General features: G+C 69.0%; 15 protein-coding genes and 1 riboswitch. Of the genes, 4 read left to right on the top strand and 11 right to left on the bottom strand.

Features of this window, described 5'->3' with window-relative positions:
- Nucleotides 1–34 precede the first annotated feature (34 nt).
- The 6 genes from IB230_RS10400 to IB230_RS10375 form a co-directional block, all read right to left on the bottom strand.
- Nucleotides 35–1,087 (bottom strand): FecR domain-containing protein, encoded by a 1,053-nt coding sequence (locus IB230_RS10400; RefSeq protein WP_192271905.1) that lies wholly within the window; start codon nucleotides 1,085–1,087, stop codon nucleotides 35–37.
- Complete coding sequence (locus IB230_RS10395; protein WP_192271903.1) at nucleotides 1,084–1,599, bottom strand: sigma-70 family RNA polymerase sigma factor; 516 nt, start codon at nucleotides 1,597–1,599, stop codon at nucleotides 1,084–1,086. The genes IB230_RS10400 and IB230_RS10395 overlap by 4 nt, the downstream gene beginning before the upstream one ends.
- A gap of 69 nt (nucleotides 1,600–1,668) precedes the next feature.
- Nucleotides 1,669–1,887: a hypothetical protein gene (locus tag IB230_RS10390; RefSeq protein ID WP_225589484.1), complete on the bottom strand. Its 219-nt coding sequence runs from the start codon at nucleotides 1,885–1,887 to the stop codon at nucleotides 1,669–1,671.
- On the bottom strand, nucleotides 1,868–2,335 hold the full coding sequence (locus IB230_RS10385; protein ID WP_192271899.1) for a 3-dehydroquinate dehydratase: 468 nt from the start codon (nucleotides 2,333–2,335) through the stop codon (nucleotides 1,868–1,870). Before IB230_RS10385 ends, IB230_RS10390 begins: the two co-directional genes overlap by 20 nt.
- Before the next feature lie 13 nt (nucleotides 2,336–2,348).
- The gene (locus IB230_RS10380) at nucleotides 2,349–2,801 is read right to left on the bottom strand and encodes a hypothetical protein (protein ID WP_192271897.1); all 453 of its coding nucleotides are present in this window, start codon (nucleotides 2,799–2,801) and stop codon (nucleotides 2,349–2,351) included.
- A 109-nt stretch (nucleotides 2,802–2,910) separates the two neighbouring features.
- Nucleotides 2,911–3,369 carry a hemerythrin domain-containing protein gene (locus IB230_RS10375; protein ID WP_192271895.1) on the bottom strand — a complete coding sequence of 153 codons (459 nt, stop codon included), beginning with the start codon at nucleotides 3,367–3,369 and terminating at the stop codon, nucleotides 2,911–2,913.
- Nucleotides 3,370–3,503: 134 nt separating this feature from the next.
- On the opposite strand from IB230_RS10375, the gene IB230_RS10370 reads away from it, so the two are divergent.
- Nucleotides 3,504–3,932, top strand: a complete 429-nt coding sequence (locus IB230_RS10370) for a VOC family protein (RefSeq protein WP_192271886.1) — start codon at nucleotides 3,504–3,506, stop codon at nucleotides 3,930–3,932.
- Nucleotides 3,933–4,102: 170 nt separating this feature from the next.
- Here IB230_RS10370 and IB230_RS10365 read toward each other — a convergent pair whose 3' ends face one another.
- Nucleotides 4,103–4,867 (bottom strand): SDR family oxidoreductase, encoded by a 765-nt coding sequence (locus tag IB230_RS10365; protein WP_192271884.1) that lies wholly within the window; start codon nucleotides 4,865–4,867, stop codon nucleotides 4,103–4,105.
- 127 nt (nucleotides 4,868–4,994) lie between these two features.
- On the opposite strand from IB230_RS10365, the gene IB230_RS10360 reads away from it, so the two are divergent.
- Entirely contained in the window at nucleotides 4,995–5,897 is a 903-nt protein-coding gene (locus IB230_RS10360) for a LysR family transcriptional regulator (protein WP_192271882.1), read from the top strand.
- Between the two features lie 3 nt (nucleotides 5,898–5,900).
- On the opposite strand, the gene IB230_RS10355 is transcribed toward IB230_RS10360, so the two are convergent.
- The 3 genes from IB230_RS10355 to gcvP all read right to left on the bottom strand — a co-directional run bounded on the left by IB230_RS10355 (nucleotide 5,901) and on the right by gcvP (nucleotide 12,138).
- On the bottom strand, nucleotides 5,901–7,142 hold the full coding sequence (locus IB230_RS10355) for a cation:proton antiporter (protein WP_192271880.1): 1,242 nt from the start codon (nucleotides 7,140–7,142) through the stop codon (nucleotides 5,901–5,903).
- A gap of 67 nt (nucleotides 7,143–7,209) precedes the next feature.
- Nucleotides 7,210–9,060: a DUF11 domain-containing protein gene (locus IB230_RS10350; RefSeq protein ID WP_192271878.1), complete on the bottom strand. Its 1,851-nt coding sequence runs from the start codon at nucleotides 9,058–9,060 to the stop codon at nucleotides 7,210–7,212.
- Nucleotides 9,061–9,234: 174 nt separating this feature from the next.
- On the bottom strand, nucleotides 9,235–12,138 hold the full coding sequence (gene gcvP, locus IB230_RS10345) for an aminomethyl-transferring glycine dehydrogenase (protein WP_192271876.1): 2,904 nt from the start codon (nucleotides 12,136–12,138) through the stop codon (nucleotides 9,235–9,237).
- A gap of 42 nt (nucleotides 12,139–12,180) precedes the next feature.
- Nucleotides 12,181–12,302, bottom strand: a riboswitch (glycine riboswitch).
- A gap of 199 nt (nucleotides 12,303–12,501) precedes the next feature.
- Here gcvP and IB230_RS10340 point away from each other — a divergent pair.
- Nucleotides 12,502–13,755, top strand: a complete 1,254-nt coding sequence (locus IB230_RS10340) for a multidrug effflux MFS transporter (RefSeq protein ID WP_192271874.1) — start codon at nucleotides 12,502–12,504, stop codon at nucleotides 13,753–13,755.
- An 18-nt stretch (nucleotides 13,756–13,773) separates the two neighbouring features.
- Nucleotides 13,774–14,184 (top strand): hypothetical protein, encoded by a 411-nt coding sequence (locus tag IB230_RS10335; RefSeq protein ID WP_192271872.1) that lies wholly within the window; start codon nucleotides 13,774–13,776, stop codon nucleotides 14,182–14,184.
- A 138-nt stretch (nucleotides 14,185–14,322) separates the two neighbouring features.
- Here the strand turns inward: IB230_RS10335 and IB230_RS10330 are convergent, their stop codons facing one another.
- Nucleotides 14,323–14,853, bottom strand: a complete 531-nt coding sequence (locus tag IB230_RS10330) for a metal-dependent hydrolase (protein WP_192271870.1) — start codon at nucleotides 14,851–14,853, stop codon at nucleotides 14,323–14,325.
- Nucleotides 14,854–14,970 lie beyond the last annotated feature (117 nt).

Below are 14,970 nucleotides of genomic sequence, written 5' to 3'. Positions count from 1 at the left end.
ATTTCTTCGTGAATTTTTTCTTACAGCAGCTGGATCAGTACGCGCCGGGCACCAGCACGTGGCGCGAACGCACGCGGATCTCGCGCGCGTCCGCCGTCGTGGCCAGTGACGGTTGCTCGTCGAGGAAGGCGCGCAGCGAGGCGAGATCGTTCGCCTGCAGGTTGCCGGTCAGACGCAACGCACCGGCCACGTTGTCGTCCACGTGCAGGCGCACGCGGTTCATGCGGTTGAAGCGGTCGGCAATGTCGCGCAGGGGCTCGTCGCGGAACACGACGCGCCGGTCCCACCAGGCGGTCAGCACGTCGCTGTCTTCCTGGCTGATGTGTACCCGGCGATCCGCCTGCGCGATGCGCGCGGCCTGGCCCGCCTGCAGGTCGGCCAGCAGCCGTCCGGCGCCGTCCTCATCGACCACGTGGATGCGGCCTTCGGTGACACCGAAGCGCGCCTGGTCGCGTTGCAGCGAAACATCGAATGTGGTGCCGATGTCGCGCACCTCCATGCCGGCCGCGCGGACGGTGAAGGGTCGTCGGCCGGGCGCGACCACGAAGCTCGCCTGGCCGCGGGTCAGCGCCACGCGGCGGTGGAACAGGCCGAGCGAGACACTGGCTTCGCTTTCCGCATTGAGGTGCAGCACGGTGCCGTCATCCAGCGCGAAGACGCGCGGCTCGCCATGCGGCGCAAGGTAATGGCGCGGCGAAGGCGATACCGCTTGCCAGCCGGTGGTGACCGCCAGCAGCAGCGTCGCCGCGGCAGCCGCGCGTGGCAACCAGGTACGGCGCGTCGCGCGCGCGGGCGGATGCTCGATGGCTCGTGTACGGCCCAGCGGGATGACGTTGGCGTGATCCGCCGGACGGCCGGCAATGAGTGCATCGGTCTCCGCATCGGCCGGCAGGGTGCGCAGGGCTTCACCCAGTTCCGCGGTCACGCGTGCCATCGCGAGGTATTCGCGCAGATGGTCGGGCGACGCGACCAGCCAATCCATGAAGCGCTGCTGGTCGGTCGCGCTCAACGCGCCTTCGCGCTGCAAAAGATGCCAGTGCGCGGCTTCCTCGGTGGCGCTCATCCTGCCGAAGCGGCGGTCGCTCATCGGTCGTCCCCGACCGCACGGCGGCACACCGCCAGCCCGCGCACGACGTGCTTCTTCACCATGTGCGGGGAGACACCCATGCGGTCGGCGATCTGGCGGTAGGTCAGGCCGTCGCGGTACTGCATGACCAGCACGGCGCGCGTGCGTGCCGGCAGGCCGGCGAGCAGGACGTGCATGTGCTGCTGGCGCTGCGCGCGCTCGGTCGCGTCCTCGACGCCTTCCGGATTCGTCATCAGCGCGGCCACCTGTTCGACGTCTTCGATCGGCACCGGCGAGCGCTGCCGGCGCGCAGCCTGTTCGCGCGCCAGGTTGGTGGCGACGGTATAGAGGTAGGCCTCCGGATTGGCGATGCGCTCGCCACCGCCCTGGTGGGCACGCAGCAGGCGGAGATAGGTTTCCTGCACCAGGTCTTCGGCCTCGTCGTTGGCGCCGCGACGCGCGAAGAAACCACGGAGGGCGGGCGCCTGGTCGGTGAAGACGCGTGTCAGCGCCCGGATCGCCTGCTCGGCCAACGTGTCGCCCCGCCTGTCGGAAAACCCGGCAACGTACGCGAGCGGGATGACGCCGGCATGACAGGGGGATCAGAGGCGTGCGATGCAACGCAACCGGATCGCGCCCGCGTCTACCTCGTGCATGTAAGCAGCCTGTTGGCGCAACGACGCCACCACGTCTGCCGCGGTGGCGTCCGCAGCGTTGCGCGCGCGGTACGTCACTTGGCCCCAGGCGACGGCATGACCTTCCTGGTAGACCTCGTAGTCGGCGAAGTACTCACGCGGCGCGTCAGGTGCCGACGTGCACATCGCACTCGCACTCGGCGCAGCCCAGTTGTTCCAGCGCGATCTCCAGCGCCAGCGCATAGCTGCGTGCGCCGTAGCCATCGACCACCGCGAGGCGGCGTCCGGTGGAGGCAGGAAGGGAAGGTTCCTGTTCGCCCAGGCCGTCGTGCACTTCCACGTAGGGATGCGTCAGGCCCTGCACCGCGCGTTGCAGCAGCGGGTGGTCGGACAGTGCGCCGGGATCGAGCAGGGTGGCGCGGACGCCCCATTCGTTGGCCAGACGCAGGGCGGTGAGCACTTCGGTGGTGGAGCCGCAACTGCGCACGGCCAGCGTCTGGCCCGCGCAGCCCGCACGCTGCACGCTGCACGCTGCACGCTGCACGAGTGCACCCAGTACGGACGGCGGCAGCGGAGGCGGCGGCGAGGTCAGGCGATCGTGGTGTTCGGGGCCACGGATGACGAGGATGGACATGAGGGGCTCCGGCTCAGGCATGGAAGGCGTCCGCCGCGGTCGCACGGTCGAGGCGACGCAGGGCGATGGCGAGCGCCATCGCATAGGCGCGCGACAGGTCGTCGCGCAGGATGACGGTGACCAGCGGGGCATGCTGCGGCTGCACGCGCGGCTCCAGTGCATGCGCGGCATCGTCGTGCACTTCGATGTAGGGCGACGGCAGGTCGTCGAGCGCAGCGCGCAGCGCGGTGGCCTGTGCGGTGTCGCGCAGGGCGAGGTCGCCGATGTCGAGCAGCAGCAGGTCGGTGCGTTCGCGGCGTGCGCGCCGCAAGCCGGCGATCAGCTCGCGGACGCTGGCGAAGGCGCGGCAGTGCAGCGCCTGTCCGGCGGCGCGGGCACGCTCACGCAGCGGACGGTAGAAAGTATGGGACGACGCGGAGAACGGCGGGATGGCGGCATGCGGGCCGCGCAGGATCAGGATGGACATGGGAGCGATGAAGCGCACCGGAGTGCGGTGACGCCACGATAGGGGGCGTGCGCGTAAAGCCTCTACCGCGTCCCGTGCCGCATCCCGTAAAGAACGCGTAGTGCGAGGACTATGCCGCTTCCAGTTCGCGTCGCATGCGCGCGTAGTCGCGCCGGTACTGGCGCGCCAACTGCGCCTTCTTCGTCGTGCTGAGGATGCGGCCGGAGACCTGGAAGAACTTCTTCTCTTCCTCGCGCAGGTGGTGGTGCACCTTTTCCGACAGCTCGCGCGCCTTCTTCAGCCATGCCGCATAACGGGGATCGAGCGACTGGATGTCTTCCACCAGTTCATCGATCTCGTGGTGTTCGTGCAGCGCGTGCCGCGAGGAGTTCAGGCCGCGGTCGTCCATCAGGATGGGCACGTAGAGGAAGCGTTCCTCCGCGGCCGCGTGCGCCGCCAGTTCGATGCGCAGCGCGGTGAACAGGTCCAGCCGCTCGCGCGTGCCGGGTTTCGAGCGCAGCAGGCGGCGGCACAGCAAGCGCTGCGCCTCGTGGCTCTCGTGCAGGGCGTCGTAGATGGACTCGGGCATGGCGCGCTCGCGATGGCTGGCGGAGCGCCAGCGTCCGTCACGCGGCGTCGAGACGGCGTTAACGGCGCCTCGCGGACACTCGCTGTCCGCATTCCGTGTCATCACTGCCGTTTCTTCAACCGGAGGATCACGCCATGGAAACCCAGGAACTGCACCGCGGTCGCCTGATCGACCACATCCAGCTGGTCGTACGCGATCTTGAAGCCAGCCGCACCTTCTACGCCGCCGTGTTCGACGTGCTCGGCATTCCGATGGCGGGCGAGGGCGACAACTACTTCTGGGCCGACGAGCTGTTCGTCTCCACCGCGGACAGCGAAGCGGCGGACGGCAAGCTCACCGGACGGCACCATCTGGCGTTCCAGGCGCAGGACCGCGCGATGGTGGACCGCTTCCACGAGGTCGCCTTGGCGCATGGCGGCAAGGACAACGGCGCCCCCGGCCTGCGCGACTACCACCCCGGTTACTACGGTGCGTTCGTGCTGGATCCGGACGGCAACAACATCGAAGCGGTCTACCACGGCGAAGCGAAGCGCAGTGCGCCGTCGGTGAAGGTCGAGTTCTGATGCCCGAATCCTTCTCCCCGCATGGCGGGGAGAAGGTGCCCGAAGGGCGGATGAGGGGCAGCGCGCCGAACGCGGAAGCGTCGCGAAACTCGGTCATCCTGCTTCCGTTCGCCCCTCACCCGCCTTCGGCACCCTCTCCCCGTTGCACGGGGAGAGGGAACGTTGATGGCTTAAAGGAACATGCCGCCCGACGCTTCGATGCGCTGTGCGTTGACCCACCCCATGGCGGGCGACAGCAGCGAGGCGACCACACCGCCGATATCGTCCGGCTGGCCGACGCGACCGAGCGCGGTCTGCGAAGCGACGAAGGCATTGAGCTGGGCGTTGTCGCGGACGGCACCGCCGCCGAAGTCGGTTTCGATCGCGCCGGGAGCGACGATGTTCACGGCGATGCCGCGCGCACCGAGTTCCTTGGCCTGGTAGCGCGTCAGCACTTCCATTGCGCCCTTCATCGCCGCATAGGCGGCGTAGCCGGGCAGGGCGAAGCGCGCCAGGCCGGACGAGATGTTGACGATGCGGCCGCCGTCGGCGATCAGCGGCAGCAGCGTCTGGGTCAGGAAGAACGGACACTTGAGATGCACGTCGACCAGCGCGTCGAACTGCTCGCGCGTGGTTTCGGCGAAGCCGGCGTGCACGCCCATGCCGGCATTGTTGACCAGGTGGTCGATGCGATCGCGATGCCATGCGGCGAGCTGCGCACGCACCGACTCGGCGAAGGCGTCGAAGCCGCCGCTCTGCCCGACATCCAGCGGCAGCGCCGCGGCGCGCTGGCCGAGTGCTTCGATCTCGGCGACGACGGCCGCGGCTTCGGCCTGCTGGCTGCGGTAGGTGATCAGCACATCGTGGCCCTGGCGGGCGACGGCGAGGGCCATGTTGCGGCCCAGCCCGCGGCTGCCGCCGGTGATCAGGGTGAGGGGGGAAGGGGGCGTGGTCATGGCGGGGCTCCAGTGGGGACGGGCGGTGGATTCACCGTGGCGCCACTGTATTGAGCGGCAATGGGCGGATAAATCGGCTTAAACTGATTGGACCGTTCGTCATGTACGAACAATCGCCGGAGCCGTCATGAACCGCCTCGACGCCATGCAGGCCTTCGTCCGGGTCGCCGAGATGGCCAGCTTCACCCGCGCCGCCGACAGCCTGGGCCTGCCCAAGGCCAGTGTGTCCACCGCCGTGCAGCAGCTGGAAGCCTGGCTCGGCACGCAGCTGCTGCACCGGACCACGCGGCGCGTGCAGATGACCCAAGATGGGCAGGCGTTCTACGAGCGCTGCCGCGACCTGCTGGCCGACATGGACGAGGTGCAGCATCTGTTCGCGCGCACGCCGCAGGCGCTACGTGGACGCCTGAGGGTGGACATGCCGGCGCGTTTCGCGCGGCACTTCGTGCTGCCGCATTTGCCGGACTTCCTGCAGGCGCACCCGCAGCTGGAGCTGGAACTGAGCTGCACCGACCGCCGTGTCGACGTGGTGCGGGAAGGTTTCGACTGCGTGCTGCGGGTCGGCACGCTGGCCGACACCAGCCTGGTCGCGCGGCCGCTGGGCGAGTTGCGGGTGGTGACGTGCGCCAGTCCGGCGTACCTGCAGCGCCATGGCCTTCCGACATCCCTCGACGACCTGCAGGGGCATCGGCTGATCCACTACGCCAGCACCTTCGGTGGCAAGCCGGACGGCTGGGAGTACTGGGACGGCACGCAGTTCGCCAGCCTGCCGATGACCGGTGCACTGACGGTCAACAGTTCCGATGCCTATGAAGCCGCGTGCATGGCGGGACTGGGCCTGATCCAGGCACCGATGGCCGGGCTGCGTACGTTGATCGAACAGGGGCAGCTGGTGGAAGTGCTGCCGCACTACCGCGCCGAACCGATGCCGGTGACGCTGCTGTATGCGCACCGCCGCCACCTGCCGCAGCGCGTGCAGGCGTTCATGGGCTGGCTGACGGAAACATCGCGTCCTTATCTGGACGCGTAGACCTCAGGCGGGCTGACGGCCGTGCGCGTCCGCGGTCGCGTGGCGCTTCACCAGCGTGCGGAAGAACGGACCGGTCAGCAGCGTCGACAGCACGGCCAGCGTGACGAGTGCAGCGAAGGCGTGCTCGGACAGCAGGCCGTGGTCGCGCAGGATGGTGGCGGCGACGATTTCCATCAGGCCCTTGCATTGCAGCAGCGCACCGACCGCGAGCGCTTCGCGCCGCGACAGCGTGGAGGCCGGCGGGCAGAGCATCACCGCGACCAGCTTGGCGACCACCGCCAGCACCAGCAGCACCAGCGAGGCCTGCAGCGACGCCCAGCCCAGCACGCTGCCGTCGATCTTCAGGCCGCTGTGGCCGAAGAACAGGGGCGCGAGGCCGATCAGGGCGATCTGGCCCAACCGTTCGACCAGCAGGCGCTTCGTCCAGGACGGCGGCACCATCGCGCCGCCGAAGTACGCGCCGAGCAGCGCATGCAGGCCGAGTTGCGAACTGGCCCAGGCGCCGGCGACGAGGAACACCGGCAGCGACAGCCACACAAGCCAGGTCGGCGGCGTACGCAGGCGCGACGCCAGCGATCCGGCCGCGGCGAGCACGATGATCACGCCCACCGCGAACACATGCGTGGTGGACGCGCCGGCCAGCAGCGAGCCGCCTTCGGCCACCAGCAGCAACAGCGCCAGGCCGGTCCACAGCACCGCGTCGTCGATCACCGCGATGCGCAGCGCGAGCTGGGTCAGCGGTCGATGCAGCGGACCGAGTTCGCGCACGATGCCGATCAGCACCGGCAGTGCGCTGACCGCGATGCACAGGCCGATCGCCAGCGCGCCCATCCAGGCGCCGCCCTTCGGCGCGTCCCAGCCCGGCAGGCCGGTGAAGTAGTAGTGCGCGGCCAGCGTGCCGAGCGCGAACGGCAGCAGCAGCGCCATGCCGGCGCTGGCGACGAAGCGCAGTGCCTGCGTACGTGGCAGCGGCGTGGCATCGGCGGCGGTCGGCAGATGCGCCGACTGGCGCGTCTCCAGGCCCGCGGTGAACGCGAGCAGCAGCACGCCGAGGAAGCCGATCTGGTCACCGAGCTTCGACGGTACGCCCCAACTGGCCGGCAGCACGCCGGTGGCCGCCAGCAACAGGCCGATGATGATCGGGATGACCGCGATCGGAATCGACCGCCCCAGCGCACGCCATGCGACCCAGGCAAGACCGATGAAGATCAGGGCGTCGAGGGCGAGGGCGGCAAGATCGGGCATGGGCGGATGATAGCGGCGATTCCGCTGCTCGCCTCACATCCGGCGCGGACCGTGGCCCGGGTGTCGATCAGGGACTTGCGGGAATGCAGGTCAGCTCGACCACGATGCGGCCGCCAGCAGGCAGCGCGGGGAGTGCGACGCCGCCCGCGGATTGCAGCGCCGCCACCGACACCGGTCCGCTGGCCACGCCGCCGGGGCACAGCGCGCCTCCGGTGCCCTCGCAGGTGGCGCTGCCAGGCGCCGGCGCGGCCAGGCATTCCAGATTCGCCACCGCGGGGTCGCGCAGCACCGTGCCGTTGGCGGCAGCAGGGCCGGCGTTGTCGATGGTCAGGGTGAATTCCATCGGTTCGCCGGCGACGACCTGTGCCGCACTGGTGGTCTTGGTGATGGACACATCCGCCTGGTTGGACACCGTGACCGATACCGTATTGGAGGTGGCCGTCTTCGCCTCGTTGAGCGAGGCCGACACGTAGGCGGTTTCCGCAGTGTTGGGGATGGTGGTGTTCTGCGGCGCCGTGGCATTGACCTGCACACGGAAGCGCACGCTGCCGCTGGTGCCCGGCGACAGCGTGCCGCCGACCAGGCCGTTCGCGCCCGTGCCCAGGCGGAACACGACGCGGTTGTTGGCACTGTCGAAGTTGGCCTGATCGTCGCCGATGGCATCGCTCTTGGCGCCCGCGTTGGGGCCGGCGACGATCTGCAGCGAGCCGGGCACGTAGGTGGTGTTGGGAGGGATCGCATCCGTCACCACCACCTGCAACGCACCATCGTTGCCGGTGTTCCCGTAGGCGAGGGTGTACTCGAGGATGTCGCCCGTGCCCACGGTGCCGCCATTGAGGTCGGTCACCGACTTCCTGAAGTTGGAGTCGATCACCGGCTCGAACACCAGGGTCGAGAACAGGATGGCGGCAGGGAAATAGGTTTCGCCGCCGGTGGTGAACGTCAGCGTGGCGGAGGTCGCGTTGTTGGGCAACAGGGTGGTGTCGAACAGGTCGGCATCGAAGCCGAGCTGGTTGAGGTAGTGCGGGCTCTTCGAGGTGAAGTGGGTGCCGCCGCTGCTGATCGTCGAGTTGAAGGCGTTGCTGGTGGGGTTGAGGCCGTTGCTGAGGTTGGTGCCGTTGACCTGGAAACTGTCGCCGGTACTGTCGAGGTCGCCTTCGTAGGCGATGAACCCGACCCGCGATGCGACGGTGCCGGTCGGTGGCGTGCGGAAGCCGGCGACAGAGGTGGTGATGGCGGTAGGCGCGCTGCTGTTGATCGTGGCGTAGCCGTCGAACACCACCATGTTGCGGGGCGGCAGGGTGGGATTCGTCACCACCACCACCAGCGACCAGCCGGCGTAGCGGTCGGTGCCGCGGCCGGCCTGGATGCCGGCGACCTTGTAGACGCCGGAGCCGCCGGCCTGGACGCGCGAGGTCACGTCGGCCATCGCGGAGAAGCGGGTGCCGCTCACGTCCACCGTGGTCGCCGTGGTGTTGGCATAGCCGGACGCCGGCGTGGCGAAGCGCACCACGTTGCGACTGGCGGGCGTCGGCGCGGCGGCGGCGCCACTGCCGCTGGTGTCGGCACCCCAGTACAGGCCGGCGAACACCACCGTGCTGCCGGCCGGGATGTTGAGGGTGGCGGTCGAGGAATTCTGAGGCGCGGTGGTGACGTTGTCGGCGTTCACCCAGTCCATCGAGAAACTGTTGTTGTTGAAACTGCCGCCGCCCTGGGCAGCCGTGCAGTTCGCTGCGGTGGCAGGGCAGGTCATCAGTGTGTTGCCGATGAGCAGCAGATCGCCACGCGCAGTGACGCTGTAGCGCGGGGTGTAGCCCCGGACCAGGGTGGAGGCGTCGGCGACAGCGGAGACCAGCAGGCTCGCCAGACAGGCGAGAACAATCCAGAAGGGGCGGGGCCACGATCCCGTCGTCTGCATGCCGGCCGTGCGTGCTTGCGGAGCCAAGTGCCCCGTTGACGTGATATCACAGTGTGGCGTGAAGACCTCTTTACGCGCGCGATGGCGCGGGCGGCATCTCGCGATACGGGCCCGTGAAAAAAGCGAGGCCCCGACATGCGGGGCCTCGCCGGACCAGCGGGGAGAAGCGGGTGCTTACGCTTCCACTTCGTCCTTGTACGCATCCACCGGGATGCAGGCGCACATGACGTTCTTGTCGCCGTAGACGTTGTCCACGCGGGAGACCGGCGGCCAGTACTTCTGCAGCTTCAGCGTGGCCAGCGGGAACGCCGCCAGTTCGCGCGGATAGGCGTGCGTCCACTCGCTGGCCATCACCATCGTGGCGGTGTGCGGCGCGTGCTTCAGCGGGTTGTCCTCGCGGTCCAGGCGACCGTCCTCGACCGCGCGGATCTCTTCGCGGATCTCGATCATCGCGTCGATGAAGCGGTCCAGCTCGTGCTGCGATTCGCTTTCGGTCGGCTCGACCATCAGCGTGCCGGCGACCGGGAAGCTCAACGTGGGCGCATGGAAGCCGAAGTCGATCAGGCGCTTGGCGACGTCCTCGGCGCTGATGCCGGTGCGGTCCTTGATCGGACGCAGGTCGAGGATGCACTCGTGCGCTACCAGCCCGTTGCGGCCGGTGTACAGCGTCTCGAAGTGCGGCTCCAGCCGCTTGGCGATGTAGTTGGCGTTGAGCAGGGCGACCTGGGTGGCCTTGCGCAGGCCGGCCGCGCCCATCAGCGTGATGTACATCCAGCTGATCGGCAGGATGCTGGCGCTGCCGAAACTCGCCGCCGACACCATGCCCACGTCGCCTTCGCCGCCGAGTTTCTTCGGGAGGTACGGCGCCAGGTGCGCCTTCACCGCGCACGGGCCCACGCCGGGACCGCCGCCGCCATGCGGGATGCAGAACGTCTTGTGCAGGTTGAGGTGCGAGACGTCCGAGCCCCACTTGCCGGGCTTGGCCACGCCGACCAGCGCGTTCATGTTGGCGCCGTCGGTGTACACCTGGCCGCCGTGCTGGTGGACGATGTCGCAGATGGCGACCACGTCCTCCTCGAACACGCCGTGCGTGGACGGGTAGGTGATCATGATCGCGGCCAGGCGCTCGCTGTACTTCTCGGCGGCGCGGCGGATGTCTTCCACATCGACGTTGCCGTTGGCGTCGCACTTGGTGACCACCACGGTCATGCCGCACATCTGCGCGCTGGCCGGGTTGGTGCCGTGCGCGGACTCGGGGATCAGGCAGATGTCGCGGTGCGCTTCGCCACGCGCGCGATGGTAGGCGCGGATCGCCAGCAGGCCGGCGTACTCGCCCTGCGCGCCGGAGTTCGGCTGCAGGCTGACCGCGTCATAGCCGGTGCACTCGACCAGCATCGCCTCCAGCTCGTCGATCAGCTGCAGGTAGCCCTGCGACTGTTCGACCGGTGCGAACGGGTGGATGTTGCCGAACTCCGGCCACGTCACCGGGATCATCTCGGCGGTGGCGTTGAGCTTCATGGTGCAGCTGCCCAGCGGGATCATGGTGCGGTCCAGCGCCAGGTCCTTGTCGGACAGCGCGCGCATGTAGCGCAGCAGTTCGTGTTCGCTGTGGTGGGTGTTGAACACCGGGTGGGTGAGGAAATCGCTGGTGCGGCGCAGGGCGTCCGGGATCAGCGACGGTGCGCTGGCATCCAGCGCATCGACCGACGGCAGCGTGGCGCCTTCACCGGCGAATACGCCCCACAGTGCGTCGATGTCGGCGCGCGTGGTGGTTTCGTCCAGCGAGATGCACAGCGAGCCGTTGCCGCGCACGCGCAGGTTGAGGCGGGCGGCGCGGGCGCGGGCCAGGATGGCGTCGCGCGCGTCGCCGGGCTCGATACACAGCGTGTCGAACGCGCTGGCGTGCACGGCCGGATAGCCGAGCGTGCGCAGACCGTCGGCGAGGATGGCGGTCAGGCGGGCGACGCGGCCGGCGATGCGGGCCAGGCCGTCCGGACCGTGGTAGACGGCGTACATGCTGGCCATGACGGCGAGCAGCACCTGCGCGGTACAGATGTTCGAGGTGGCCTTCTCGCGGCGGATGTGCTGCTCGCGCGTCTGCAGGGTCAGGCGATAGGCCGGCTTGCCTTCGGCGTCGACCGACACGCCGATCAAGCGGCCGGGCATGCTGCGCTTGTAGGCATCGCGGCAGGCCATGAAGGCCGCGTGCGGTCCGCCGAAGCCGAACGGCACGCCGAAGCGCTGCGAGTTGCCGACCACGATGTCGGCGCCCATCTCGCCCGGCGGCTTCAGCAGGGTCAGCGCCAGCAGGTCGGTGGCAACGACGAACAGCGCGTTGTGCGCGTGGATGGCCTCGGCGTCCTTCGCCCAGTCGGCGACCCAGCCGCTGGAAGCGGGGTACTGCACCAGCACGCCGAAGTAGTCGCCGGCGGCGAGCTTCTCGTGGAAGGCGTCGGTGGAGCGCACGACCTCGACGGTGATGCCCAGCGGCTCGGCGCGGGTGGCCAGCACTTCCAGCGTCTGCGGATGGGCGTCGCCGGCGACCAGGAAGGTGTTCGACTTCGACTTGGCCGAGCGCTTGGCCAGCGTCATCGCCTCGGCGGCGGCGGTGCCTTCGTCCAGCAGCGAGGCGCTGGCGATCTCCATGCCGGTCAGGTCGGTGACCATGGTCTGGAAGTTGATCAGCGCTTCCATGCGGCCCTGCGAGATTTCCGCCTGGTACGGCGTGTAGGCCGTGTACCAGGCCGGGTTCTCGAGAATGTTGCGCAGGATGACCTTCGGCGTGTGCGTGCCGTAGTAGCCCTGGCCGATGAAGCTGCGGAAGACCTGGTTGCGGTCGGCGACGGCGCGGATCTTCGCCAGCGCTTCTTCTTCGTTGATCGGGGCGGGCAGGGCCAGCGGCTGCGCGGACTTGATGCTGGCCGGCACGATGGCGTCGGTCATCGCATCGAGCGAGGCGTGTCCGACCACGCGCAGCATGTGCGTGATCTCGGCGTCGTTGGGGCCGATGTGGCGTTCGAGGAACGCGCCGTGGTGCTCGAGCTCGCGCAGGGAGGGGGTGTTCGACATGGAAGGCATCCGGGAAGGGCAATGGGGACCGGCGCGCGGAAACCGCGCGTGGGATGCCCCTCTGTCCTTTTGCCTGAGAGTTTGGAAGCGCGCCGACGAGGAGGTCGCGCGCTTCGTGCCCCTTCGGCGCCGGCGCTGCCGCATGGGCGGCCGGTCTCTCCAGAGTGTCGTTGCAGTGGTGGTATCGGGCCTGAGCGATTACGGGCGTTTGCGCCTTCGGCAGCACGTCGCGGGCGACGGGCTTCTCCCACCGGGTCTTGCCCGCGGAGTATAGCCCGGCGGGACGGCCGGCCGGCGGTTTGGGCGTACCATGGGCAGCCCGGCGCGGCCTGTTCATGAAGCCGCACCGCGCCCGTCCGGAGTTTTCCCGCAATGAGTGCCCCCCACACGATCTCGAACCGGCGCCTGGCCCTGCTGCTGGGCGGACTGGCGATGTTCGGCCCGTTCTCCATCGACACCATCTTTCCGGCGTTCCCGGCCATGGCCGCGCAGCTGGGTGCCGACAAGGTGGCGATGCAGCAGACCATCAGCGTCTACCTGCTGACCTACGCGTTGATGAGCCTGGTGCACGGTCCGCTGTCGGACACGTTCGGCCGCCGGCGGGTGATCCTGGGCGGGCTGGTGGTGTTCCTGCTGGCGTCGGTGGGCTGCGCGATGGCCACCGACATGGGCACGCTGCTGCTGTTCCGTGGCGTGCAGGGCCTGTCCGCCGGCGTCGGCTTCATCGTCGGGCGTGCGGTGATCCGCGATGCGCGCGATGGCGACGACGCCCAGCGGCTGATGAGCCAGGTGTCGATGATCTTCGGCATCGCCCCGGCCATCGCGCCGATCGTGGGCGGCTGGATCCTCGGCTGGAGCGCATGGCCGATGATCTTCTGGTTCCTGGCCGGCTTCTCGCTGCTGCTGATCGTCGCGGTGGTCGGCTGGCTGCCGGAGACGCATCCGCCGGAAGTGCGCCACCGGGTCTCGCCGCGCCATCTGCTGCGCGACTACGTGGGCATCGCGCGGAATCCGCGCTTCCTGCGGCTGGCGCTGGCCGGTTCGCTGAGCTTCGCCGGCCTGTTCCTGTACATCGCATCGGCACCGGCGTTCGTGATGGACCTGCTGCACCTGGACGAGCAGCAGTTCGCCTGGCTGTTCCTGCCCACGATCGGCGGCATGGTGTTGGGCGCGTTCCTGTCCGGGCGCGCCGCCGGGCGCATCGAAGGCACGCGGCTGGTGAAGATCGGCTACGCCTGCATGGCGTTGGCCATGGTGGCGAACGTGGGCTACAACGCCTGGGCCGGCGACGACATCCGGGTGCCGTGGGCGGTGCTGCCGATGATGCTGGCGGCGTTGGGCGTGGCCCTGGTGTTCCCGATCCTGACCCTGGCCATCCTCGACATGTACCCGCGGCAGCGTGGCGCGGCGTCGTCGCTGCAGGCGTTCAGCAATCTGATCGTCAATGCCGTGGTCGCCGGTGTGCTGTCGCCGCTATTGAGCCATCATGGCCTGCACCTGGCGCTCGGCATGGCGGGATTCACGCTGCTGGGCTGGCTGATGTGGCAATGGGAGGCGCAGGCCCATCGTCGGCGGCTGGCATGCCCGAAGAACGCCGCCGCGCTCGAACCCACCGATCAACTCTGACCGTCCGCGAGAACTCCCATGTCGATCCAGTCCAAGGCCCGCCGCGAAGCGAAGAAACGCAAGGCGATCAAGGCGCACAACCAGGCGCGCGCGAATGCGCCCGCTATCGAGCCGCATGCCGAGCTGCGCAATCCCCAGGGCGAACTGCTGGCGGGCGTGGTGCGCCAGGCGGGCGTGTGGGTGCTGGGCATGGATGGCCGCATCGCCGGCAGCTCCGACAGCGCCGCCGAAGTGCTGGCAATGATCAAGCAGGCCGCCGCGTTGCACGAGGCGCAGGGCAATGCGGTGCGGCTGGTGTATTCGGACGAACTGCGCGATACCGCGGTGATCGAGGCCGCCACGCAAGGGCTGACGCTTGAGCAGTTCGAGGAACAACTGGCCGCACAGATGAAGGACCGCAAGCCGGATCCTGCGCCTGACGTGAACTGAGCGGCGGATTCCTTCCGTAGCAGCGACGTCAGTCGCGACATGCCCTTGGCGCGCCAGCAGGGGACATGACGGCGGCTCCCGTGCTGGTCTTCCTGGTGATCGAGTCCTCAGGCGGCACGGTCGCGACCGACGTCGCTCCTACGGAAGAACGCGCTGACGGCGCAACCAGGCGGTGGCGCCAGCGAGCGCCAACACCGGCAACCACACCCAGCGGAACTCCGACAGCAGCACGGCCACGCCGCGCGCGCTGAAGAAGCGGTTCGCGAACGGCGACACCTCGATCACCCGCCACGGCGCGAAGTGGCGGGCGTCGGACCAGGGCCACAGCAGCGCGACGCCCAGGCCGCCGTCGGTCAGCATATCCAGCAGCGGATGCGACGCGGCCGACAGCGCGATGAACAGGAACGCCGTCATCGCCGATGTCCGGAGCCCGCGTGCACCGGCGCCGGCGAGCGCACCGCAGGCCAGCGCGAACACCAGGGAATGGCTGGCGCCCCGATGGCCGAAGGCATGCGCGTAGTCGATGCCCAGCTTGAACGCCAGGACATCCGCGTCCGGCAGCATCGCGGCCAGCATGCCGGCGCCGACCAGACGGGGCGGGATTCGTCTGCTGCCGAGCGCGACGCCCGCCGCCAGCGGGATGAGCGCGTGAGTGAAGATCGTCGGCATGGGCAGGTCCGCAGGGTGTCGTGCGCAGGTTCGCTGCGTTCCGTGTGCGCACGATGAAGCGGGTGCGTACGCAGAAAAAAGGCCGGCGGGTGCCGGCCTTGTCTCTTCGCGTGCGTG

This window comes from Pseudoxanthomonas sp. PXM01 (genome assembly GCF_014851815.1).
In the GTDB taxonomy this organism is placed as follows: Bacteria; Pseudomonadota; Gammaproteobacteria; order Xanthomonadales; family Xanthomonadaceae; genus Pseudoxanthomonas_A.
The sequence above is the reverse complement of the archived record's forward strand: the minus strand, read 5'-3'. Positions and strand labels throughout refer to the sequence as shown.

Coding starts and splice junctions, on each gene's coding strand:
- IB230_RS10385 (WP_192271899.1), bottom strand. CDS start 2,335: ATGTCCATCCTCGTCATCCGTGGCCCCGAACACCACGATCGCCTGACC.
- IB230_RS10340 (WP_192271874.1), top strand. CDS start 12,502: ATGAGTGCCCCCCACACGATCTCGAACCGGCGCCTGGCCCTGCTGCTG.
- IB230_RS10380 (WP_192271897.1), bottom strand. CDS start 2,801: ATGTCCATCCTGATCCTGCGCGGCCCGCATGCCGCCATCCCGCCGTTC.
- IB230_RS10365 (WP_192271884.1), bottom strand. CDS start 4,867: ATGACCACGCCCCCTTCCCCCCTCACCCTGATCACCGGCGGCAGCCGC.
- IB230_RS10375 (WP_192271895.1), bottom strand. CDS start 3,369: ATGCCCGAGTCCATCTACGACGCCCTGCACGAGAGCCACGAGGCGCAG.
- IB230_RS10330 (WP_192271870.1), bottom strand. CDS start 14,853: ATGCCGACGATCTTCACTCACGCGCTCATCCCGCTGGCGGCGGGCGTC.
- IB230_RS10355 (WP_192271880.1), bottom strand. CDS start 7,142: ATGCCCGATCTTGCCGCCCTCGCCCTCGACGCCCTGATCTTCATCGGT.
- IB230_RS10370 (WP_192271886.1), top strand. CDS start 3,504: ATGGAAACCCAGGAACTGCACCGCGGTCGCCTGATCGACCACATCCAG.
- gcvP (WP_192271876.1), bottom strand. CDS start 12,138: ATGCCTTCCATGTCGAACACCCCCTCCCTGCGCGAGCTCGAGCACCAC.
- IB230_RS10400 (WP_192271905.1), bottom strand. CDS start 1,087: ATGAGCGACCGCCGCTTCGGCAGGATGAGCGCCACCGAGGAAGCCGCG.
- IB230_RS10335 (WP_192271872.1), top strand. CDS start 13,774: ATGTCGATCCAGTCCAAGGCCCGCCGCGAAGCGAAGAAACGCAAGGCG.
- IB230_RS10390 (WP_225589484.1), bottom strand. CDS start 1,887: ATGTGCACGTCGGCACCTGACGCGCCGCGTGAGTACTTCGCCGACTAC.
- IB230_RS10360 (WP_192271882.1), top strand. CDS start 4,995: ATGAACCGCCTCGACGCCATGCAGGCCTTCGTCCGGGTCGCCGAGATG.
- IB230_RS10350 (WP_192271878.1), bottom strand. CDS start 9,060: ATGCAGACGACGGGATCGTGGCCCCGCCCCTTCTGGATTGTTCTCGCC.